Raw genomic sequence first — 22,456 nt, 5'->3', positions numbered from 1 at the left:
GGGGAGGCCAGACTTCAGCTCGACTGTTCGCGCTAATCCCTATGAACACCGGACGCACCTCAAAAGCTGCGTTTCCAGGAACGGATTCCATGAAGCTTCATCGCCTTTCTTGCGCCCTCGTCCTCCTCGTCTTGATAGATGGAGCGGTAGCCTCCGCTCAAATCGCAGCGGATCTGAAGGGCCGCGTTCTCGATCCCTCTGGCGCCGCAAACGCAAATGCGCCGATTGAACTAGTCGAGTCTTCGACAAACCTGCATCAGTCTACGACCACCTCCAGTTCGGGCGATTATCTTTTCATCCATCTCAATCCGGGCTCTTATCGTGTGGAGGTAAAGGCGCCTGGGTTCAAGAGTCTGAATCGTGAGGGCGTCACCGTCATTGTCGGACAGACCGTGAGCCTTGATCTCACGCTGAGTCCTGGAGGCGATCAACAGACTGTGACCGTCAACAGCGATGCTCCTCTCCTTCAGGCGGAGACCAGTAATATTCAAACCAACATCTCTGGCGCCGTTGTGGCGGCAATTCCGCTCAACACACGGAATTTCATTCAATTAGCGACATTGGCTCCGGGTGTCGAACTGCCTCCTGGGACCCTGCTTCCCCGCATTAATGGCGGCCGTCCACGCACCAATGAATACATTTACGACGGCATCTCCGCGCTGCAACCCGAGCCGGGTCAGGTCGCTTTCTTTCCTATCCTCGATGATGTTGCGGAGTTCACCATCGAAGCCAACAACGTGCCTGCGGAGTTTGGCCGTTTCAACGGCGGCGTGGTCAACGTCGCGACCCGGTCGGGCTCCAACGACATACACGGCAGCCTCTTTGAATATCTTCGCAACGAGGATCTTAATGCCCGCAACTATTTCGCACCGGCAGGGCGCAAGCCTGAGTACCGCCGCAACCTTTACGGGGCTACACTCGGGGCGCCCATTCTTCACGACCGCCTCTTTTTCTTTGGCGATTACCAGGGAGTGAAGCAGCTTATCGGCCGCACCCTTACCTCCACAATTCCTACCAACAATGAGCGCAAAGGTATCTTCACTGGCGTCTCAAAGATCTACAACCCAGCGACGACTACCATCGTCAACGGGAAGAACGTTCGGCAGGAGTTTCCCGGAGACGTCATCAACATACCGCTCGACTCCGCTGCCGAAGCCCTCCTTGCACGCTTCCCAATCCCCACCAACGGCAATGCGGCCAACAACTACAGCCGCACGGCGAATGATGCCGATCATCAGAACCAGTTTGATGTCCGCATCGATGGAGCCTACGGAGCTCGCGACCACGCCTTTGGCCGCTACACGTATTACAACGAAGTCGAGCAGCCCGTTACCCCTTTGCCCGATGGCAGTGGTTTGATCAGTGGAGCAGCGCTCGGAACGGGAGGTGTGCCGGGACTTTCAAATGTGCGTGGGCAGCAAGCCGTTGCCGACGAAACCCACATCTTTTCGCCTCGGCTGGTCAACAACCTCGCCGGTGGCTACACTCGCCGCAGCAACAACATCATCGGTCCCGACCTCAGCGACACTGCGTCTGCCGCGCTCGGCATTCCCGGCATCCCCACCAACGCAGCGTTCAATAACGCCCTTCCGCTGTTTACCTTCACTGGCTTCCAGCAGCTTGGTCCTTCAGCGAGCACCTTTGCGAACTTCCAGACCTCGGTTTGGCAGATAGTCGACACGGCTGTCTACACCCGCGGCGCCCATGCCATCAAAGCCGGCATCGACTTTCGCTGGTATCAGCTCAATACAGTATCGCCGCCCAATCCGACGGGCTCCTTCGCCTTCACCACCACCGGAACCAACCAACAAGGCGTAACAAACAGCGGCAACTCCATTGCCAGCTTTCTGCTTGGCGAAGTTGATACCTTCCAAATTGATCTTCAACGGGCCAAGATTCGCCCTCGCGACTATATTGAAGAATATTTTTTACAAGACGACTGGGAAGCTTCCAACCGCTTGACTCTCAACATCGGGGCGCGCTGGACTCTGCATCATCCTTCTACCGAAAAGAATAATCAGGGAGCTGTCTTCAATCTCGCCACCCAACAGCTTGATTATGTCGGCGTCGATGGCAATTCGCGAAGCGCCCGTGAACTCCACTACGGTAATGTTGCTCCGCGGGTGGGATTCACCTATCTCGCGACCGAGAAGACTGTCATCCGTTCTGGCTTCGGAATCGTATTCATTGACCAGTCCGGAATTACGACGCCTTTCACTGTTCCCCAGTTCCCTTTCATTCAGAGCGTATCGCAGAGGACGCAGGACAGCGTGAACGCAGCCTTTGCGCTCTCGCACGGACCTTCCGTTGCCCCCATCCCGCTCACTCCTAACGCCGGTCTTGGCCAGAGCGTGTACACTGCCGATCGCACCGCCGGCTCCGGCTACGTCCAACAGTGGAACCTCGCTGTCCAGCGCTCAGTGGCCAACAATTTGTCCGTTGAAGTTGCATACGTCGGATCCAATATTATTCATGTCGGTATCCCCGATTCGAATCTTAACCAGCTCACGGCCGATCAGCTGGCGCAAGGCTCTTCGTTGTTAACCCCAGTCACAAATCCTTACTTCGGCCAACTCCCCCCATCCAGTTCCCTCAATACGAAGACCATAGCCGCCGCGCAGCTCATCAAGCCCTATCCTCGCTTCCAAAACGTTGCGACGTATCGCCATAACTCGGGAACCACGAACTACAACGCAATTGAGGTCAAGGCCGAACAGCGTTTCTCTGGCGGCATCTCGTTCCTCTTCGCCTATACTCACTCCAAACTCATTGACGATGCGTCTTCTGTCTTCTCCTCTACCGTTCTCTCCTCACCCAACACAAGCTCTCTTATCGCAGCGGACACCTTCCGCCCTTATCTGGAACGCGACTCATCGAGTGGCGATATGCCCAATGTAACTTCGTTCAGCGGCATCTACGATCTGCCGGCTGGTCACAACCACCGCTTCGCCTCGACTGGTGCGGGTAATGCACTGCTCGGAGGTTGGAGCTTGAATACCATCCTGTCGCTGCAGTCTGGGATGCCGGTCACCGTTACGCAGGCCACCAATAACAACTCTTTCGCTGGCTTTTCTCTTCAGCGCCCCAATATTATTGGGAATCCGAAGTTGCCATCCAGCCAACGAACGCCAGCTCGATTTTTCAATACTGCGACACCCACTAATCCGGGGGCCTTCGGTACGGCTCTCCAATTTGAAATTGGCACGGCATCCCGCAACCCAGTGCGCGGGCCTGCGTATCGCGACCTCGATATCTCTCTCATCAAACGGACCCGACTGGTTGAAAAAGCTGACCTTGAGTTCCGCGCCGAGATGTTCAACGTCACGAACACGCCGGAGTTTTCGCAGCCCAATGGCAGCTTTGGTTCCGCTGCGTTCGGCACCATCACAACGACTACAACGGACCCCCGCGTAGTGCAATTCGCGATTCGACTAAGCAGATAGCCAACTTTCAGTGCACCCTAGGGCTCGACCTATAACGAACTGTGTTCTAACGCTGCCAAAGCCCACTCTTCGCAGACAATTGTTTGCGGAGAGATTCGAGCTTGGCACATCAGCATGCAAGAGGAGATTCACGTAGAGACTACTGCACGTGCCTGACACTATCTTTGGTTTTCGACAGCGTTTTGGATGTTCTCAGCGATCTTGTATTCACGTGTTGCGTCTTCCTTGCGGCCTAAGGCATGGAAGGCCTGCCCCAGCAACAAGTGGATGATGTGATTGCTGGAATCCATATGTTCTGCGCGCAACAGATAGTTAAGCGCCGTTAAGGCGTCATCACGTTTCAACAAAACTTGTCCGAGCAGAATATAAGGTCCAGTTGAATTTGGCTCCAGTAGAAGCGCGCAGTTCAACGCCTGCTGCGCATCTTCGTATCGCAGAGCTCGCAGGTATGCGTCGCCCAGACGCTCATACACCTCACCATCCATTGGGTTGATTGTCCGTTCGGCTTCAAACTCGACGACAGCTCCAGCGGCGTTTGAGCGTGACAGGGCAAGCTGCCCCAAGAGCAGATGAGCCAAAGGTAGTCCTGGTTCGATTTGGAGCGCTTTGCGTGCCATCTGCTCGGACTCGGCGGGGTAGTTGCGGCGGAGCAGCATACGTCCCAGGAATAAATAAGATGCTGCTGAGTCAGACGGAATTTTATACTGCTGGGCAAAGATGCGGCGCGCATCATCGTATCGGCGCACCTCGAGATAACATACCGCCAAAACATAGGTCCCATCGGCGTTCACGCTAGCGATTGGGCTGTTCGCTCGTTCGAGGAAAGGAATCGCTGCGGCCGATTGCCCCATGCGATATAGCGTCACACCGCGCATCTGTATTGCCAGCAGATCATTGCCATCCTGAAGTATGGCTTTTTCGAAGGCTGAATTCGCCCCTGCAAAGTCGTTGCGTTGGTAATGAATCATCCCGCGCATACGCTCTACTCCCGCTGGCTCCGGCTGCTGTGTTGCCAAGGAGCTCAAGCGGGCCTCGGCTTCACTCAACTGTCCACGGGAGATTAACCGCTGTGCTTCCTCCGTTGGACTCAGACTATGCTCGGCTGAATCAGTTGAAACAGATGCTCCGGAGCCGAGGTCACGCTGGGCCTCCGCATAAGGGATCAGAGATAATCCCGCGCAGCAAATAAAGCAAAGCGGAATCAACTCAAGGCTCCTGCGAAGAGAGCGAGCAATAAGTGACATATCTAAAAGAGCGCCCCCGCTACTTGTTCGGCGACGTTCCTCGCTTCTTCACTCAAGCCGGTTTGAGACGATGTTGGCTGTCTAGTCGAGCCTCTCCTGATGTCAATGACGAAAGCCCGGTCCCGTACTCGACCGATGATCTGCTCTCCACTGTTATCGGAGCTGTTACTCGGGACACACTGAAATGCTTCATTGCCGATTGCCTTCAGAGGGACTGGAGTACCGGCACATTGCGCGAGATACGTGGCGAAATCTTTCGAGGGGAGAGCCATTGTGTGCACAGCGATCTTTAGCGTGAAGACAACAGATTGCTGAGTGCGCTTGAAGTCGCAGGTGGTATCGCCCTGTGGCGTGAGAGCGGTTGCGTTCGCCTGAACCTCCCCGCCCAGAACGCCGGCGGCCGTCGCTGCATTTAGCCAGGGACATTGAGTTTGTGCCCCGCATCGCATGGGGCTCGCGAATGTGCCAGCTATCACCATAAATATAAATGCGATCCAACATCTTCTGTTCACGCCATTCCCCTTAGCGTAATTCTTTCTGGCAGAGGAAGTATCCACCGTAGAGTGTCGTCGAGTATGCCGAACACTGAGAAGGCTACACACCACGCGCTTTAGTGCTCTCCCCCAGCACTCATACCTTCGGGATGCGATACATCCTTATGTACGTGCCATGGCACGCTCTCGATTGAGATCTCTGGATGCTTGCGCAGAAAATCCAGGGAATAGGTAGGAGCGCCGGGATCGATCTTCTTCGTGACAAACTTCGCGGATTGCTCCTTGGCTTTATCCTTCATCCCGGCGCGACGATAGAGCAGTGCAAGGTTGTAGTGCGCAGTCAGGTCGTCAGGATCGATCGCTTGCAACGCTTCAAACTGCTCCATCGCTTCCTCAGGTCTGCGCTGTTGGTAGTATGAGATCCCGAGCTCGCGACGAGCATCGCGCGATTGGGGATATTGCGCCAGGACTTTTTTCAGATCTTCCACTTCAGCGTCGGAATGCCCCGCTCGCCGTTCTACTAGTGCAAGATAATAGAGCGCACGCGCATTGTTGGGACTTAGCTCCAGAGCTTTTTCAAGACCCCCACGCGCTGAGGCATATTTTTCCCATTCGATATTCGTCAAGCCAATATTGGTGTAGCCGTCCGCATAGTCAGGACGCAACTTGATCACTTGGGAGAAGGCCTGGATTGCGTCACTGTACTGCAGCTGATCGAGATAGGCGATGCCGAGGTTATTCCACCGCATCCAATCAGCGTTATCGTGAGAGTCAGGTGCGCCTGCAGGATTCTCTCCGAGGTTCAGTGTGCGGGTGCGCGAAGCTAGCTCGACGATTGGATACGCAACGTGATCCTTCCCGAATACATTATTGAGATAGCTCTGCCGGAGATGTCGATAGTTGACCCTGGCAGTTATTGTTACCGCACCTTTCGCCTCGGGAGGAATGCGGAACTCGTAGCGGATGAGCGAAGATCTGCCTGCCTGAACGGTGTTGTCATAAGCAACAGAGTGGATGGTCCATACCTTATGGTTGTCGACAAACACCCCGTCCGTGTTGACGGGACGGTTGGTAAAGCTATGCGCCCGCTCGTCGAGCATTCCATCCGGCTTGATGAAGCCGCTGTGATAGATCTCCTTCCCGTTAGAGTCGGTGACTACAAACTCCACCCACGCCTCATACAGGTCGCGAACTTCGGGGATCAGGGAATGGCCTATGTTTTTATTTTGAATAACGGTCATCACCTGCACTGCATCACCCGGAGCAAGAGTGAACGCGGTCGAACCCAAGGGGGCGATCAGCTTGTCGTCGTTCGCCTTGCGAATTGCAAATAGATCGACGTTTAGATAGTTGCCTGTCTTCAAGAATTCGACCGTCTTCTCCAACTGCTCATCAAATCCATAGTAGAAAGGAACGGCGGTGTTGCCTGCAGTCCAGCGGTGCGAGGCGAACGTGCCGTTTTTCGCTCCGGGCTCGGGCAGAGCATTCGATGCGCGCTTCATGTGACAGCCCTGACAGGTAGTGAAATCAGCTTGATAAAACGTTAGAGGATTTCGCTGTGAGAACTTCGAGTTTTGCCACTCATCGTATGCGGTAAACGCGCGAATGAATTTGTAATCATTCAGCGGGTTCGGCAAGTTGGCTTTGTGACAGGCGGAGCAAAATTCGGGCGTACGGTAGAAGGTCTGCATCACCGCCTTGGAATGCCTGTCGAGGTGAGCCAATATCTCTGAATCCGGCACCAGTCCCGGAATGCGGACTCCCTTTTCGTCAACCAGAACAGCGGGTACTCCCATGACATAGCCACCATTGCCAAGCGTCGACTGTAGCTTCTGCACGGAATGGCACGTTGTACAGGTCAGTCCGTCCTGATCAAATTTGCGGTCGACGATCGAGTTTTGCGTCAGTCCTCCGCCCAGCACAGCGATCGGATTATGACAGCTGTCGCAGTGGCGTGAGAACTCAATCCCCTTGGTTCTTATGAGGATATTGACGCTGGTGCGATAAAAGGGCGTTCGAAATGAGTTCGAGTGCAGCGACTGCCGCCATTGGTGGTACGCCTCTTTGTGACAGTGACCGCAGTAGTCGGCCGTGGGAAACGCGTCTGGCTCCAGGAAGGTGTCACCCTGTACGGCAGCATTTCCAGGCGTTGAAATATTTCCTTTTCCAAAGGCAAAATTGTAGGTTCTGCTAACCCTGTCAGCATACTCTTTGCGAACTGTAGCTTCGTCGGTGACTTTTTGTTGTGTCTGACTTAGATCTGAGTGTGCTTGAATACGAGGAATAAACGCAAAAACACTTCCCAGGAAGAGCACTCCAACTAAACTGACGTACGCCACCCTTACGGCAGCCAGGCTCCGTCGATTGCGAACGACACGCGTCACCTGCATTTTGGCCCACTTGGAAAACACCTGCGTCGACCCCAATTTTTCTTTCGCGATACCGCCCAAAGATCTGCGAGAGGTTGATGGGAATTTTACTCACCTAATGCATCTTTTGTCTGCTGATTTCTGCGTTCGCTTTCGCCTTTGCCGGTTCATCGAGCACACCTGGCACAACGCCCTTTCCCTCCTGAATCGTAAAAAACCGGTCGACCGTCGGGATCGTTATATGTTCCACCGAACCACTGGGCCAATGAATCTCAACGGAATCTACTGTGGTTGCGTCGCCGATCCCGAAGTGCGGCCGCTGATCGTTGGATGACTCATAGCTGCCGCCGCTAAGTACATCCGTTCGTTGACGAAGTCCATTCGCCATCAGATAGACCGTGGCACCCACAGCATCCCGCGGACTCTTTGGACCTCCAATTAGCTTCAACCCAACCCAATGATGATGGTCTGGACTAACATCCCGCATCAACGAAGGTACGTGATCCATCGAGTTGATGACGACATCGGTCTTACCGTCGTTGAACAGATCCCCGAAGGCGGCTCCTCTTCCCGGGATCACCTCCGCCAGGCCACTTCCAATCACCGCGGGCATTACCTCAAACTTCTTTCCCCTGTCTACGTTATGGAATAGCAGCGGACGCTGAGCATAGGAGGTTCCCCAGTCATACTTATCTACCTGAGGATAGACATGCCCGTTAACCAGAAAAATATCTTTCCAGCCGTCGTTGTCATAATCAATAAACTCGGTTGCCCAGGTAAGAAAAGGATAGGTGACCTCCGCGATGCCCATCTCTGGACTGATCTCGGTAAACCCCTGATCCCCTCCATTTCTAAAGAGCGGTTTATAGTCGTCGGAGAATGTGCCGGTATAGAGGTCGACCAAGCCATTATTGAGATAGTCGCCCACCGCCAGCCCCATCCCAGCCTGGTCGCGTCCCTGCTGATTTAACGCGAAACCTGAGTAGTAGCTGGCATCCTCAAAGGTGCCATCGCCGTTGTTCATGTAGAGATAGTTCGGCGACGAATCGTTCGTAACCAGCAGGTCAACCTTGCCGTCGTTGTTGATATCGACGAACACCGCGGTGAAGCCGTAGTAGCGTGCCTTATCGGCGACACCCGCTTTTTCACTGACGTCGGTAAAGGTGCCATCCCCGTTGTTGTGAAAGAGATGATCGGCTTCTCCCTGGAGTCCGCGGGGACCGCACAGGGTATTTACGCCGCGAAATTGGCAGTAGACTAGTCCAACCGTTTCAGAACCGGGATCAGGCGGATGGTTTACATCATAGTGAACATAGCCGGGAACGAAGAGGTCGAGTCGGCCGTCTCCGTCGTAGTCTCCAAAGGTGGCACCTGTAGACCAGTTCCCCAACGTGACACCCGCCTTTTCTGCAACGTCTGTAAAGGTTCCGTCGTGGTTGTTGTGATAGAGCCGGTTCTTGCCAAAGTTGGAGACATAGATATCCGGCCAGCCGTCGTTGTCGTAATCTCCAACTGCAACACCATATCCCCAACGATCGTTCGTGACTCCGGCCTTGGCAGATACATCCGTAAATGTCCCATCATGGTTATTGTGAAACAGGGCTGCGTGAGGTGGGTCCGCAGTACCCTTCAACGCATCGTAGGTAGACCCGTTCACCAGGTAGATATCGAGCCAGCCGTCATTGTCATAGTCCAATAAGGCGACCCCCGATCCGGTGGTTTCCAGAATGTACTTCTTTTCCGGCGTGCCCATCACGTGATGCCAACCTGTCAGACCAGCTTGCTTTGCAATATCTTTGAAGATCACGGGACCTTCCTGAACAAACCCTCCAGCGGTAATTGGACGCAGCTCCGAGTCTTTCACCGCAGCGAACACACCTGCTGTCGCGGACCCACCACGCGGAGCAGTTGGGACGGGCTGGTCCTGAGTCGAACTCGGACTAAGCTTGCCTGTCTCCTGTGCCATCACAAGAGGGCCCACCAGAGACTCGCTTATTAGAAGACCGAGCAGGATCGTTTTTCGAAGGTATTTCATAACCCCTTGTTCCGCCTACACTAAGTGTTGGTGATGAAATCGAGCGCGAGGAGGCATTCACGAAAAGTTGGCGTATCTTCATCCGAGTAAGACACATAGTCCGCGCATTTAGCAGCAGAACGATCTTACCTCTTCGCGAAGCGATAGGTCGTCGTCCCAGCATCATCGCGACGAGCCCAGTCTTCGGCATCCCTCTTGGTGCGAAACGTCTTAAATCGTAGTGGGCCAGCCCGACTTCCGGACAAGCACTTTCGATATGAGGAGGGCCTCGGTACAGTTCAGAGCATCAGGACTGTACCGTCATTCGTACTGAAGGCCAAAATTGCAGAAGGGCGGACCCGATTCGGCGTCATGAAGATGGCGAAACGAAACTATAAATCTTTTATTTTGTGCCTATTGTGATAGTAACAACTTGGCGCCGGGAGGGGGTCGAACCCCCACGGGCCGAAGCCTGGCGAATTTTGAGACCGTAGACGCCGCAAATTCACCCGCCAAGAATCCAGTTCGCGTTCAGGCAGAGTTCCTAGCATGCCGCAATTGGGGGCACCCCACAGAGAAAAGGTCTCGGCCATCTCCTGAGACGAACGATGGGGCGGCTCTTCGTCCGGCGCTCAAGGCGCTTAAGTCCTGGGCAGCTTCGCGAAAAATGCCGTCCTTGGTGAAGAAAAAGCCTGCTAATTAAGCAGACTTTTCGGTGACTCGGGTTTAGATTGCATGCCTTCGACATACCTTCTTGTGAATACGCCCTGTCAACCTCTCGCGGGGGCCTTGTGGTTCGGAAGCTTGACTGCATCGAGCCAACTGGATTGATCCAAGTTGCTGTGTAACCCGCTATCCAGAGAAGTGGTCCCATAAGATGCCGGCCCACAGTCACTTGTCCGGAAAGCCGACTATTCGATCAAGTGGATAAGTTCCGGCTAGCCGACATACCGGGAGATTTCAGGCCAACTTCGTGTTGCCCATCCGCTCAGAATCCAGGAGGTGTAGATCGGTGGTCGGGCGAACCTCGGGCAAGAGACCCCTCACGAGTTCGCCATCCGTGGACCGCAGCGCACAATCAGCGGACCGCAGGATACGAATGGCGAATCGCTCTCGAGCTGAGCGCTCAGTCGTCATCGTGCATGCGACGTAAGTTGTTTCTGTACACGGCCCTTCCTATAGCGTTTCCCAGGCGCTCGCCTGCGACCTGATCGGTTCGGAAATGTATCCCACCGTAAACACGTGCGTCGGAGATGTCGTCGGTAATCTGCTCGAACGTCGTGTATTGCAAGACGATGTCGGGCACGGTGGGATTTGACAACGTCATGAAATGCCCGCCTTCACCGTATATGCGTCTCAGAATCGTGGCGGCGCTATTAGCTGCGCTGCCGTGGTTGGAGGGATAACTCGGGAAACATGGAGTCGTAACAAAGGGGGCCCAGCTGGGGTCAGGATCAGTTTTCGGATTGTCGTCTGTGTCCCCAGCATGGATCGCTGTTTCGGGTCGCCAGAAATTGTAGTGATACTTGTTGAAGAATGCCGCGACCAAGCTGTCATTCATCGCCATGTTCATTACGGCCAGCGCACGAGCATTTTCGGTCAGAGAATGCCACCGTTCCTGCGCAACCTGCTGGACGACCTGATTGAAGACCTGAGTTGGCGAGGACGCGGCATAGAAGAGCGCGACATTCGCGCGATCTTGTGGTCGCTCTCTGCTGTCGATGCTTCCCACCGTCATCACCTCGTTGTAGGTTTTCGCATATTCGCGGCTCGTGAGCACCGGCGGTGGGTCGAGGAGATACTCCCTAACACTCGAGATGCCGAACGGAGTTATGTTTTGCCATTGATACGCGATTCCGACGGCGACTCCATTCACAATTGGACAACTCGGTGTGGCTTGCCATTCTCCCGGAACCGGCGGCCCGGGTATCTTGAATTGCGGAGGCGACGACCCGTCGTTTGCGCGCAGAGCGATCATGGCCAAAGCTGCGGCTTCACCCGTGGCAATGCCGTCGGTCTTGGCTTGACCGTCCGGTATCGACGCTAGGGAGTTGGCGCGCTCGGCGTTTAGGGTCGAGGTCGAGGCGCTAGCTGGAAAATAGGTGCTAAGCACGCGATAGGCAGCTTGGATGGCTGCAGCCTCGGGGCTTGCACCTGGCGGTGCTACGATCGTTCCGAGATAGGGATGATACTCGCCCGTGATGGCGTTCACGGATTCGAATACAGCGAGTTGTACGATTGCCGCGTATCGTGCTTGGGCGAATGGGTTCTGGCGGTTCGTGACCGCTGTGTTCACCGCGATCACGTTCCAGTCCAATACGGCATCGGCTTTCGCGACGGCAGACCCGAATAACGTCGCGATCAACATGCATAGCCCGAGAACCCGGTTCTTTGTGTCGCCATGTATCTTTTTCATTGTGCTTCCTCCTGATTCTTCACTGGCTTTCGGTTAGTAATGATCGGCATATTTGCGGCAACGGAGGCTATTGTCCATATCGGAGAGTGTGTCGCGGCGTTATGCTTTGTGTCGCTCTAAACACAAGCGCGGGTTGCACTTGCGTCAGCCTCTACCGATGTGGTGTAGAATCACTCAGCTTCCATGGGGTGTGCCATGGCTTCCGAGCTAGCTGGAGTGGAGCAACCGATCCGGTTCGGCGAGGGCTACGAGGTTGACCTGCGTCCTCGGAGGCTCCGCCGTGGCAGTCATGTGCTGAAGCTTGAGCGTATCCCGTTCGAGATCCTTCTCCTCCTGCTTGAACACCGCGACGAGATTGTTACTCGGGATCAAATCGTATCCAGGGTTTGGGGCCAGGGTGTTTTCCTGGATACCGACAACAGTATCCGGGGCGCGATCCGCAAGCTTCGCCAAGTCCTGAAGGATGACGCCGAGACCCCACGGTTCATACAGACCGTGACCGGGCAGGGGTATCGCTTCGTCGCGCTGGTTATTACTCCCAAAGAACCAAGCGCAGCTTCCGAACCAGAGGCAGCGGGTGTTCCCACCAGCGACCGGGATTTCATGTCGGAACTCGATAGTTGGTTACAAGCCCGAAGACTGCGTTTAGTCGAGCCAGATCAGGATCGCACGGCGGAAAAGACGACGGATGTCGGAACCGGACAGGCGAATCGCAAGTCCTACAGGTGGCTTTTCGTTGGAGCAGCCGCTTTGCTCTTGGTCGCGTGCCTTCTCTCATTCCTGGTAGTTTGGGGCTGGCGACGAGCATCGAACCCGCCCACACATTCCCAGGGCAAGATAGTCCTTGCTGTTCTGCCATTCGAAAACTTGAGTCGCGATCCCGACCAGGAGTTCTTCAGTGACGGTCTGACTGAAGAAATGATCGCCCAGACCGGAAAGCTGAATCGGGATCGACTCACCGTGGTAGCCCGCAGTTCGGTTGCAAAGTACAAAGGCACTAATCTGGCCGCGAAAGAGATCGGTAAAGAACTGAACGCGGACTATCTTCTCCAGGGCACAGTTCGCCGCTCGTCGGACCGTGTACGCATCACCGTTCAACTCGTCGAGGCTCAAAATCAAACAGACCTCTGGACCGAGAGTTACGACCGCGAACTCAAAGATCTGCTAGCTGTGCAGGACTCCGTCGTGCAAAGCATCGCGAGCCAAATACACATCGCTCTCACGGAAGAGCAGAAAACACGTTTAGCAAATCCGCGGCAAATAATGCCTGAAGCATACGAGGCGTATTTGAAAGGTCGCTACCACTGGAATAAGCGAACAGCCGACGGCATGCAAAAGGCGGAGCATTATTTTCAGCAGGCCATTGACAGTGATCCAACCTACGCCGCGGCATATTCCGGGCTGGCCGACTGCAACAGCGGACTTGCGTGGCACGGGTTCAAATCCCCGGCCGACGCGCTTCCGAAAGCTTACGCGGCCGCTCGCAAGGCGGTGGAGATCGATCCACAATCGGCTGAGGCCCACGCCTCCCTGGGCCTTGTGTTCAGCCACGGCTGGAATTGGGCCGGAGCCGAGGCCGAGTTCAGGCGTGCTCTGGAGTTGGATCCTCAATATGCAAATGCGCACCACTGGTACGGAGACTATCTTTCCATTAAGAGCCGCCATGACGAGGCGCTTGCCGAAGCCAGCCGTGCACTGGAACTCGATCCACTTAATCTCATGATCAGCACATGGGTGGCACTGCGATACTATCAGGCACGTGACTATTCCCGTGCAATCGAACAAGGTCGAAACTCTGTTGAGCTGGACTCGAACTTCGCAGCTGCACACCTTCTGCTGGGCGAGGGCTATGTTCAGGCAGGCTTGCGCAGCGAGGGCATTAGTGAGCTGAAGCGGGCTGCGAGTCTGTCAAGGGGTAGCCCACTTTACACGGCCCAGGTCGCGGTTGCCCTTGCAGCGGCAGAGCGGAGGCGTGAAGCACTCCGAATCGCTCACGAACTGGAGACAATCTCGAGGAAGCGTTACGTTTCGCCCTACGGCTTGGCTCAGATCTACGCAGCGTTGAAAAGCGATGAAGACACATTCAAATGGCTGCAAGCCGCGTATCGCGATCACGCTGTCTGGATGGAATACCTCGCCGTCGATCCGATCTTTGATCGCTATCGCTCCGACCATCGTTTTCAAGAGCTCCTACGGCGAATCGACCTGCTCTGAGTTAAATTACGAAATCCCCGATACTCTACCGCCAAGCGTGGCTGTCTGCATCCAGTTACTTGTCGCATCGCAGTAAGTCTATGAAAACACCCCATATGAGAGCGTAGGCATGGCTGATGACGGCCGAGTGATGCGCTGCATCAGCTTCACCGCGCAACTGGGGCGAACTTGGAAGTGCCGGGCCGTAGCCTGCGTTTATCCGCGCTTGGCTTGCGGCGTGATCCGCACGGATCTGTGAAGCAGATACACCACGAGAATTGGAGGACGGCGATAAAGAGCGGCCCAGCGCATCTCCCAAGATCATGCTCAAACAGACCGATTTCGGCATCCAGCAATCGCATGGCGCCGGCGAGCGCACCCAGGATCAGCAACGCAGGCGTCGCCTGCTTGTAGATCGCCCCCAATGCGAACAAAGCCAGAGGAATTGTGCGCGCCGCCGCGTACATCGCCAATAGCAACGACGCCTCCGTTGGAACGGATTCGACAGGGACCAGGTATTGCGGACGGATGATCGCGGCGATCAACGCGGGTTTCTTCGACAACCCCTGATTCTGACTCAATTGAGAGACCTGGCCGGGGGTGAATATCGTTCGCCGGTCTTTCCCGATGAGGTGAGTGACCAAGTGTTGTCGGTGGAGTTGAGCAACCACCTGAACATTCTTGAGAACGTCCTCCTGGCCCTTGAGGTGCCAGAGCGCGCCCGTAATCGAGACGGTGGCTCTTACCTCGTTGAACTGGCGCCAACGTTCGGGCCCTCCATGAGCTTCGATTGCGAATTCGAGTAGGTTGTCCATAGAAGCCTTGGCTGCGCAGAGAGGAGGGTTGTTGAGTGACGATTCACCCGTGTCTACTTCGGGAATGAGTCGCCGAACATCGGATTCCCGCTTTTGGACTGTTCCTCGGTAGCCTCGTCCTGAATGACATCCCAGTGTTCGACCAAAATCCCATCCATCAAGCGAACGACGTCCGCTGCGATCCAGTTAACCGGCAGTCCGATGTTGGAGAATCGGCCATGAACGATGACGTGGTCGTCTTCAGCGAGAATGACTCCGGGCTCATACTTAAGCGACGGCGGAGCGGCTTTGATGAGGTTGAAGAGTCCGTCTCGTCCCGACTCGATATGGGCACTGTGTTGAATGTAATTGGGAGACCAGAACCGCTCTGCCGCCGTGAAGTCTCGTTTATTGAATAGCGTATCGAATGCTTTCAGTACGATCGCCTTATTCTTCTGCGCATTTGAATTGCTCATTGTTTTCCTCTCTTCCGAATCAACTTTGGACGTTTTTGTTACGAGCTCTTCATGCAGTTCGCTCAAGTAGGAGAGGCAGCACAGAGGCTTTCGATCAGACCTGGCCTCTACCGCCATCAACGAACAGTTCGATCCCCGTGACGAAACTCGAGTCATCCGAAGCTAAAAACAACGCAGCTTTGGCGATCTCATCGGGTTCCCCCGATGCGACCCATTGGGATGGTGGACACCATCCGCGCAATAGCCTCCGCAGGTTGTCCATCGATAACCGGGGTGTCGGTCGGACCGGGACTAACAACGTTGGAGCGAATATGGCGGTCCTTGAGATCCGAAGTCCAAGTTCGGACAAATGAGCGGCGGGCGGCCTTCCTTCCCGGATCTGCTCGAGGCGATTGCCTTCACGGCAGGATTCCACTTTGCGTTTTATCGAGCAGGGCGACACCAGTCTGTATCCCGCGCTCGCTCCGCATGTGACCAATCTGGAAGTTCTGCGAATCCTGTTGAGCATCGGTCCGAGCGAGACCATGCACTTCCAGACCTGGCAGGACAAAGCCGGCAACGCCACTCCGTTGACTGTTTTCGATAAGACGAACAATTCCTCGGTTACGTTCTCTAACCTTCAGGACACCCAGGGGGAGACAGATCCGGAATCGCTGAATGAAGATACATTGCAAGCTAACTTGAGCATGTTCGGACCGGTTGCGATCATTCGTCCCACTTCGACCAAGCTTGGCGGAGCCCAGGCGGCGGTGATGAGTTTTGTCAACGACGGGCTCTTCCGCGGCCAAAAGCCACTGAATAACCCTGAACTGGTGCGGGTATTGCTCCAACTTGCAGAAGGAGCGGACGACGCGCGCCGCCAACTGTAAGTGTGACCGGAAACAGCGGATGGTATTCGCAATAGGGCAGATGACACGCCGAACGCGAGTTCCAGACTGAGCTCTCAGGTCTCCAGAGCGCAGTGGACGACGGTCCTCAGCGCCCTGCTTTTTAGGTGGCGCTTTTTACTGCAACGGACAAATCTGATGACGCCGGTCGAAACGGGCTGAGGTTGGGGTTTGCAGCGTACAAAAGCCCCATCCTTATTGGATGAGGCTTTCGCGACTTACTCAGTTCTGCTTTGTAGGATCGTGATCTCCGCTACCGGAACTCGCATTTATCAATCAAATCCGTGGTCTCGTCTTGGAAGTGAGACGGAGGACAGAACAGCCCTTGCCACCTGCTGACCTAAACGTTTGCCGGCGAGGTGATCGAAGCGGAAGTGCTGCCCGGCGTAGATTCGACTCAATCCTGCCTCCTCCGCAGCCTGTGAAAAGCTGGTGAAGTGACGTGTCGTGCCCGCCAGGGACACGGAGGTAACATCAAGGGTGATCTGATCGCCAAGGGAGAGCCGTAGTACCTCGGCCGCCGCAAAACTAATTGCGCTATGTGCGCCCAGGTAGGAGGGATCAGGAGCCGTCTTCGTCGAAAGCGGAATCCACGCCGGATCCTGCTCGGTCTCAGGATTGTTGTCGATAGCTGCCATTTGAATGGCAGTGACGGGCCGCCAGAAGTCATAGGTGTACTTTGTGTCAAAGAAGGCGATGGTGGTGTCGGCGAGGCTGATATTCAATTGGGCAAACAAGTGCGCGCTCTGTGCCAGATCGAGGTGACGCGTCAAAGCTGCAGTCTGTGCGATCTCATTCCAGAAGTCTTGAATGTTGCCATTCCAGAACTTCCCAATCTGGGTCTGATCCGCGGTGCGAGTTGCGCTGGTGATAAGTCCAAGACTTTTCACTTCGTTAAAGGACAGGGTGTACTCCTCGCTGGTTAGTTGAGGAGGTGGACCGGGGCGAAATTCGTTGGCTCGTGCCAGGGCAAACGGAGTGACTTGTGGCCACTGGACGAAATCCGCGGGCGCGAAGTTGGGGGGCGTCAGTTGATAGCTTCCAGGTTGGTCTTTCTGCACGAAAGGAGGAAGGACTACGGCCGATCCGTCGTTGCTTCGCAACGCGAGGATTGCAGCGGCATCGTCTTGGCCCTCCTCGATGCCGTCGGCCTTATCGCGCCCATACGGAATCTGTGCCAGGTCCTGCTGAAGCTCAGAATCAAGCGTCGTTGCAAAAGCGGGGTAGAGCGAGATCAGAACATCGTGGGCTGCCTGGTCGGCTGCTGCCTCGGCGGAAGCCCTTCGCGAGACATGCGGGTGACGAACCGCATACGGCTCGAAGTTTCTGTCGATGTTGTTGACGGCGTCGAAGATGGCAGCATGCAGCATGGCGAAGCTGCGAGTTGAGTGTATCGTGGGCGACTGGGCGCCGGCGGTTCGCACGATCACCAGCAGCGTCCTGTTCCATTCGATAACCGGGTTCACCGACAATGGGGCAGAGGCCGGACGATCGTCATGATTTGTTATGGCTTCGCTGGCGAAGCCGGTGACGGAACTGCATAACCCACCACATAGAAATGCGAGCGTGAAGACTCTTTTCAGCATTGAATTTACCTCTCCAGTTGGATTCGCGTGAGAATGCCAGAGCGCGGCCGGACCACAGAGGCGTGGCAGGTCTGCTCTCCCATCACGGATAACTGAGAAAGAGAGACTTTATTCCAACTGTGGGGAGGGCTTACAGTCCCTAGTGCTGGCCGTTTACCGACCATGGCAGGGTGCTGGTGCCCACGAGAGCGGATCCCTTTGAGATTCGTGATGAGACCCTATCCGTCCCGTGGCTTGTCACTTCGATATCTGAAGGGACGCCTGGGCCTGGACGAGAGATGTTACGAGGTTATCGAGGTCGGCTGGGTTGACGTCGCTGACGGCGATGATGCGGAGATCTGGTGTGGCGGCGGTGTGGATGGTGAAGCCTGCGCGGGCGCCCGACAGAGTGGAGAGGGTTGGGTTGGTAGATCGTTGCGTAAGGAAGATGGAGACCTCGTGTTTGTGGATGGTGAAGAGAAGCAGAGCCGCGGGCTGGCCGTTAAGGTAGGTAAGGTCTGCGCCTTTGAGGCTGGTGTCGGGTGGAAGAGCTGCGACATCGGGAAGATTGAAGCTGAAGGGGAGACGGCCCTGGAACCAGGGTTTGACGGTGTGACGGTCCGTGGAGATGACCTGTGGGGTGGCTGCGGTGGAAAGGGTGGCGAGGTGCTGGTCGAGGAGTTCAGCCGCAAGGATATTGGTTTGATGAAACTGACGCCAACTAAGGAGTGAGATCGTCAGCAGGATGGCTGCGGCGAGGGCTGCCCAAGCTGCGGAACGGATGGAGTAGAGGCGAGCGGGCGTTTGCGGCTGCGGGTTTGTTTGTGTCTGAGGCTTTGTCTGCAACCGCGATTGGGAACGGAGTTGTGCGGCGAGGCGGCCGAGCGCTTCGGGCGGTGGAGCGAAGCGGTGGCCAGCACGTGCGGTAGCGGCTTTGAGTTGCGTGGCGGAGAGGACACGCAGAGTGCAAGCGTGGCAAGTGGTTAGGTGCTGCTCCATTCCTTGACGTTCGGTGGGCGGCAGTTCGCCGTCGATGAAGGCGTTGAGCGTGTACGAGTTGAGATGTTCGGTGATTTGAGGCGTCTGATTCATAGGGATTCCCCAAATTGCCGCTGCAAGAGTTGACGGAGTGTGCTGCGGGCGCGCGAAACGCGTGACATAACCGTGCCGATGGGGACGTCGAGGATGAGGGCGATGTCTTTGTACTTAATCTCTTCAACGTCACAGAGCAGTAAAACTTCGCGGAGTTGTGGCGGAAGCTGCTCGAGTGCGATGTGGAGGGCGGCCTGGTTGTCGAGACGGATGAGATTGTCTTCTGGAGTGGTGCCAGCGTTGGGGGTGTTGAGTGCTTCGGGATGGTCTTCGAGGAAAACAGTGCGGGAGGCGGCGATGCCGGTGCGCGTGGTGAGAAAGGTGTTGCGGAGGATGCGGAAGGCCCAGGCCTTGAAGTTTGTGCCTGGCTGGAATGAATCGAAGGCACGGAGGGCCTTTGAGAAGGTCTCTTGCACGAGATCTTCGGCCTCGGCTTGATCATGAGTGAGCCAGCAGGCGTGGTTGTAGAGCGACGGAAAGAGCGGGAGCGCAAGTTGCTCAAAGGTGTCGCTACGATTGGTTTCAGAGAGCATGGTGCGGTATGCCTCAACCTGACTGGAGTTACGGACTGCGGTCCAGGTGGAACCAGACCAGGATTGATCCCAACGACGACCAGGCTCAGCAGCTTTGAGGATCATAGCAAAGTCAGGCGCGCAGGATGGCTGGGGAATGGAGGAGCGGGTGGTGTGTACGGTTTCAGTGATCATGGTGTGAGGATCAGCATGAGGGGAACATCAAGAATGGTAGCGAAACGCATGTCGGAACCTCAGGCTGAAGAGAAGTCTGGTATCACTCCTCAAACTAAGATGATGCGAATTTATTCCATGCATTTACAGCGTTCTGGAAATGAGTGCGAGATTCTCCGTCCCTCGGCGAAACAGGCGAATAAGCATCTTTGTTAGCCAAATTTCCGCCGGATTATTCTTCGCCAATTTTTTTAGCAGGACGGAATAAAAGCGCGTCTCGCCAGTTTTTGGTCGGTGCAGGCAACTGAAAATCAGATGGAGATTGATATGAATCGGTTCAAAGGAAGACGAAGTAGTGCAGGAGAACGAGGGCGCTGCGAAACCGGTGAGCGACGGCATCGACCGGCGCAATTTTCTTGGGTGCATGGCCTGGGCTGGCACGGGGTTGTTGTGGTCGATGGCTGGGGGAGTGCCGACTTCGAAGCTACTGGCGCAGGCGACGAAGGGGAGTGGCACTGGGGTTGTGAAGGTAGAGGATTTTTCGTTCGTGCAGATTAGTGACTGCCACATCGGATTCAATAAAGGCGCAAACCCCGACGTGACAGGAACGCTGAAGAAGGCGATTGACAGGGCCAATATTGTGCCCGAGAGCATGAAGGCACCGGATTTCATGCTTCACACCGGCGACATCACGCAGAACTCGAAGGCAGCGGAGTTTGATACGGCGTCGCAGGTTATTAAAGACTTCAAGAATGAGGTGTTCTATGTACCGGGGGAGCACGACTATATCGACGATGGTACGCAGTACAAGGACCGTTTTGGCAAGGGCACGGTGGGCAATGGCTGGTACAGCTACAACCACAAGGGCGTCCACTTTGTAGGCCTGAACAACTGCGTACAAGTAGATGCGATGGGGAATATGGGAGAGGATCAATTGAAGTGGCTGAAGTCTGACCTGGCCGGGTTGAGTCACTCGACTCCGATCGTGGTCTTTGCCCATATTCCTTTGTGGATGGTCTATGAGAAGTGGGGATGGGGCACGAAGGATGGAGAGCAGGCGCTCGCCACGGCGTTTCCGCATCCTGCACCGGGAGCGGCGCCGAATCCAGGGCCGACGATGGTTCCAGCGGGCAAGTTGAAGAGTGTGCTTGGAGTGACCAAGATCAAGGTGGTTCGAGGACGTAGTCATTTGGCTGTCGTCGATTCGACACTGGCGGAGACTGTCTAATGCGCCCGTGGATTGCTGCGGCATTGATCGTAGCCGCAGCAGTGGCGTTGGGTTATGTTCATCCGTTTGGGAATCCGCGTGTCCAGCCGGCGAAAGGACTCGGCACGCTGCTGGAGGGCGCGACTATGCCCACAGACGCGAAGACGGTACTGATGAAGAAGTGTGCGGACTGCCATTCGAGCGAGACTCGCTGGCCAGTGTATGCGCGGATCGCTCCAGGATCGTGGCTGATTGAGCGCGACATCGTTGAGGCGCGCAAAAAGATGGACCTCTCACACTGGGAGCAGATGCCGGCGGATAAACAGCAGGTTTTGACTGCGAAGATCTTCGAAAAGGCAAAGAGCGGGGACATGCCTCCGCTGCAGTATCAGTTGCTGCACTGGACTGCGAAGCTTTCCAAGGCCGATGTGCAGGCACTATCGATGCTGGGCAAGAGTGCGAGTGGGAGTGAGGCGGCTCTGGCTGGGCATGGCGATGCTGTGCAAGGCAAGGCTGTGTTCGAGAAGCGTTGCACAGGCTGTCACGCGATGGCTGTTGATCGTGAGGGACCGAGGTTGGCCGGAGTGTATGGCAGAAGGGCCGGAAACATCCCGGGATTTACCTACTCCGCGGGCTTGAAGAATTCTGATGTGACCTGGAACGATGCGACCCTGGAAAAGTGGCTGAGCGATCCCGATTTGATGGTGCCAGACAACAATATAAGCTTCAGCGTTCCCAAGGCAGAAGAGCGGCGGAACTTGATCGCTTACCTGAAACAGTAGTGAGAGGTTGACTGAAGAGTGCAAGGAGACCGTATGTCGGATTGGCTGAACGATGTGATTGGCGAGGATTTGATTGCCGAATATGAAGGTCATTATTGCACCGAGGACGCTGTCATCTGGCTGCGGCAAAAGCCTCGGACAATCGGCGAGTTGCGGGCCGAGGAAATCGACTGGCTGCGGTGGATGGCTGCAAATACCAATAATCGAGATTTACTTGAAAAGCTTTCACAGGATTCTGATCCCGATGTCCGCATGTGGGTAGCGTGCAATCCTTTGACACCTCAGACGGTACTCTGGAGACTCGCCGAAGATACCGTTGTCTTTGTCCGCCGAGGAGTTGCCCAAAACCGTAGCACATCAGCGACCCTACTGATAAGACTGACCAACGATCTCGACAGCAGAGTTCGGGCGCTAGTCTTTAGAAATTGCAGCAGGCAGACACCTCTTTTCTCTCTGATCTTTTATTGAATCAGATTTTTGAGATCGAAATAACGCTTTTAGCCCCATTGTTCTACTTGTCGCGACGTTCCCCACGGCTTAGACAATTTCGGTATTCATGCATACGATAAGCCTCGAATCGAGTTTGGAATTCGTTGATCAACTGAACCTCTGAGCGCAAGACTGTCTCCCGAACTGTGGACGTTCGCGTCACGTTCGATTCCTGCGCATGAGTAAAGCAATCGATCGCAAAGGAGCACGGAATAATCAGTCTAAATTCTGGTTAGGAGCAAAGTGCAAAATCCCTGTACGTCCATCGGGAATCCCACACGTAACTGTAGCCGCGCAAACTCTCT

At 55.3% G+C, this 22,456-nt stretch carries 15 protein-coding genes and 1 pseudogene; 6 read left to right on the top strand and 10 right to left on the bottom strand.

The genetic code is table 11. The features are described 5' to 3' along the window. Window positions 1-89 precede the first annotated feature (89 nt). A complete protein-coding gene (locus HDF09_RS11345) occupies window positions 90-3,443 on the top strand; it encodes a TonB-dependent receptor (RefSeq protein WP_183766283.1) in 3,354 nt (1,117 codons plus the stop codon). A gap of 158 nt (window positions 3,444-3,601) precedes the next feature. Here HDF09_RS11345 and HDF09_RS11340 read toward each other — a convergent pair whose 3' ends face one another. From HDF09_RS11340 to HDF09_RS11325, 4 genes are all read right to left on the bottom strand, one after another. Beyond that, window positions 3,602-4,648: a tetratricopeptide repeat protein gene (locus HDF09_RS11340; protein WP_183766281.1), complete on the bottom strand. Its 1,047-nt coding sequence runs from the start codon at window positions 4,646-4,648 to the stop codon at window positions 3,602-3,604. Between the two features lie 649 nt (window positions 4,649-5,297). After that, entirely contained in the window at window positions 5,298-7,631 is a 2,334-nt protein-coding gene (locus HDF09_RS11335; protein ID WP_260181228.1) for a tetratricopeptide repeat protein, read from the bottom strand. Window positions 7,632-7,665: 34 nt separating this feature from the next. After that, the gene (locus HDF09_RS11330) at window positions 7,666-9,585 is read right to left on the bottom strand and encodes a CRTAC1 family protein (RefSeq protein ID WP_260181227.1); all 1,920 of its coding nucleotides are present in this window, start codon (window positions 9,583-9,585) and stop codon (window positions 7,666-7,668) included. Between the two features lie 1,105 nt (window positions 9,586-10,690). Further along, a complete protein-coding gene (locus tag HDF09_RS11325) occupies window positions 10,691-11,980 on the bottom strand; it encodes a vanadium-dependent haloperoxidase (RefSeq protein WP_183766279.1) in 1,290 nt (429 codons plus the stop codon). A gap of 195 nt (window positions 11,981-12,175) precedes the next feature. Between HDF09_RS11325 and HDF09_RS11320 the strand changes: the two genes are divergently transcribed. Then, window positions 12,176-14,194 (top strand): winged helix-turn-helix domain-containing tetratricopeptide repeat protein, encoded by a 2,019-nt coding sequence (locus HDF09_RS11320; protein ID WP_183766277.1) that lies wholly within the window; start codon window positions 12,176-12,178, stop codon window positions 14,192-14,194. Between the two features lie 146 nt (window positions 14,195-14,340). On the opposite strand, the gene HDF09_RS11315 is transcribed toward HDF09_RS11320, so the two are convergent. The 3 genes and pseudogenes from HDF09_RS11315 to HDF09_RS21355 all read right to left on the bottom strand — a co-directional run. Further along, entirely contained in the window at window positions 14,341-14,988 is a 648-nt protein-coding gene (locus tag HDF09_RS11315; protein ID WP_183766275.1) for a hypothetical protein, read from the bottom strand. A gap of 53 nt (window positions 14,989-15,041) precedes the next feature. Further along, complete coding sequence (locus HDF09_RS11310) at window positions 15,042-15,443, bottom strand: nuclear transport factor 2 family protein (RefSeq protein ID WP_183766273.1); 402 nt, start codon at window positions 15,441-15,443, stop codon at window positions 15,042-15,044. 94 nt (window positions 15,444-15,537) lie between these two features. Further along, a pseudogene (locus HDF09_RS21355) lies at window positions 15,538-15,811 on the bottom strand (SDR family oxidoreductase); the annotation flags it as partial. 48 nt (window positions 15,812-15,859) lie between these two features. Between HDF09_RS21355 and HDF09_RS11300 the strand changes: the two are divergent. Next, a complete protein-coding gene (locus tag HDF09_RS11300) occupies window positions 15,860-16,312 on the top strand; it encodes a hypothetical protein (protein ID WP_183766271.1) in 453 nt (150 codons plus the stop codon). Window positions 16,313-16,602: 290 nt separating this feature from the next. Here HDF09_RS11300 and HDF09_RS11295 read toward each other — a convergent pair whose 3' ends face one another. The 3 genes from HDF09_RS11295 to HDF09_RS11285 all read right to left on the bottom strand — a co-directional run bounded on the left by HDF09_RS11295 (window position 16,603) and on the right by HDF09_RS11285 (window position 19,694). Next, complete coding sequence (locus HDF09_RS11295) at window positions 16,603-17,916, bottom strand: vanadium-dependent haloperoxidase (protein ID WP_183766269.1); 1,314 nt, start codon at window positions 17,914-17,916, stop codon at window positions 16,603-16,605. Between the two features lie 237 nt (window positions 17,917-18,153). Next, window positions 18,154-18,987, bottom strand: coding sequence for an anti-sigma factor family protein (locus tag HDF09_RS11290; protein ID WP_183766267.1), 834 nt, complete (start codon window positions 18,985-18,987; stop codon window positions 18,154-18,156). Next, window positions 18,984-19,694, bottom strand: coding sequence for an RNA polymerase sigma factor (locus HDF09_RS11285; protein ID WP_260181226.1), 711 nt, complete (start codon window positions 19,692-19,694; stop codon window positions 18,984-18,986). The genes HDF09_RS11290 and HDF09_RS11285 overlap by 4 nt, the downstream gene beginning before the upstream one ends. Before the next feature lie 334 nt (window positions 19,695-20,028). Here HDF09_RS11285 and HDF09_RS11280 point away from each other — a divergent pair, with 334 nt between their 5' ends. The 3 genes from HDF09_RS11280 to HDF09_RS11270 are packed head-to-tail and all read left to right on the top strand — an operon-like array spanning window position 20,029 to window position 22,130. Beyond that, window positions 20,029-20,901 (top strand): metallophosphoesterase family protein, encoded by an 873-nt coding sequence (locus HDF09_RS11280; RefSeq protein ID WP_311719311.1) that lies wholly within the window; start codon window positions 20,029-20,031, stop codon window positions 20,899-20,901. Further along, on the top strand, window positions 20,901-21,662 hold the full coding sequence (locus HDF09_RS11275) for a heme-binding domain-containing protein (RefSeq protein ID WP_183766265.1): 762 nt from the start codon (window positions 20,901-20,903) through the stop codon (window positions 21,660-21,662). Before HDF09_RS11280 ends, HDF09_RS11275 begins: the two co-directional genes overlap by 1 nt. A gap of 33 nt (window positions 21,663-21,695) precedes the next feature. Next, window positions 21,696-22,130 (top strand): hypothetical protein, encoded by a 435-nt coding sequence (locus HDF09_RS11270; protein WP_183766263.1) that lies wholly within the window; start codon window positions 21,696-21,698, stop codon window positions 22,128-22,130. The last annotated feature ends 326 nt before the right edge of the window (window positions 22,131-22,456 follow it).

It is taken from the genome of Edaphobacter lichenicola (assembly GCF_014201315.1).
Classification (GTDB): domain Bacteria; phylum Acidobacteriota; class Terriglobia; order Terriglobales; family Acidobacteriaceae; genus Edaphobacter; species Edaphobacter lichenicola_B.
Note: the sequence above shows the minus strand (reverse complement) of the source record. Positions and strands in the feature narration are given on the sequence as shown.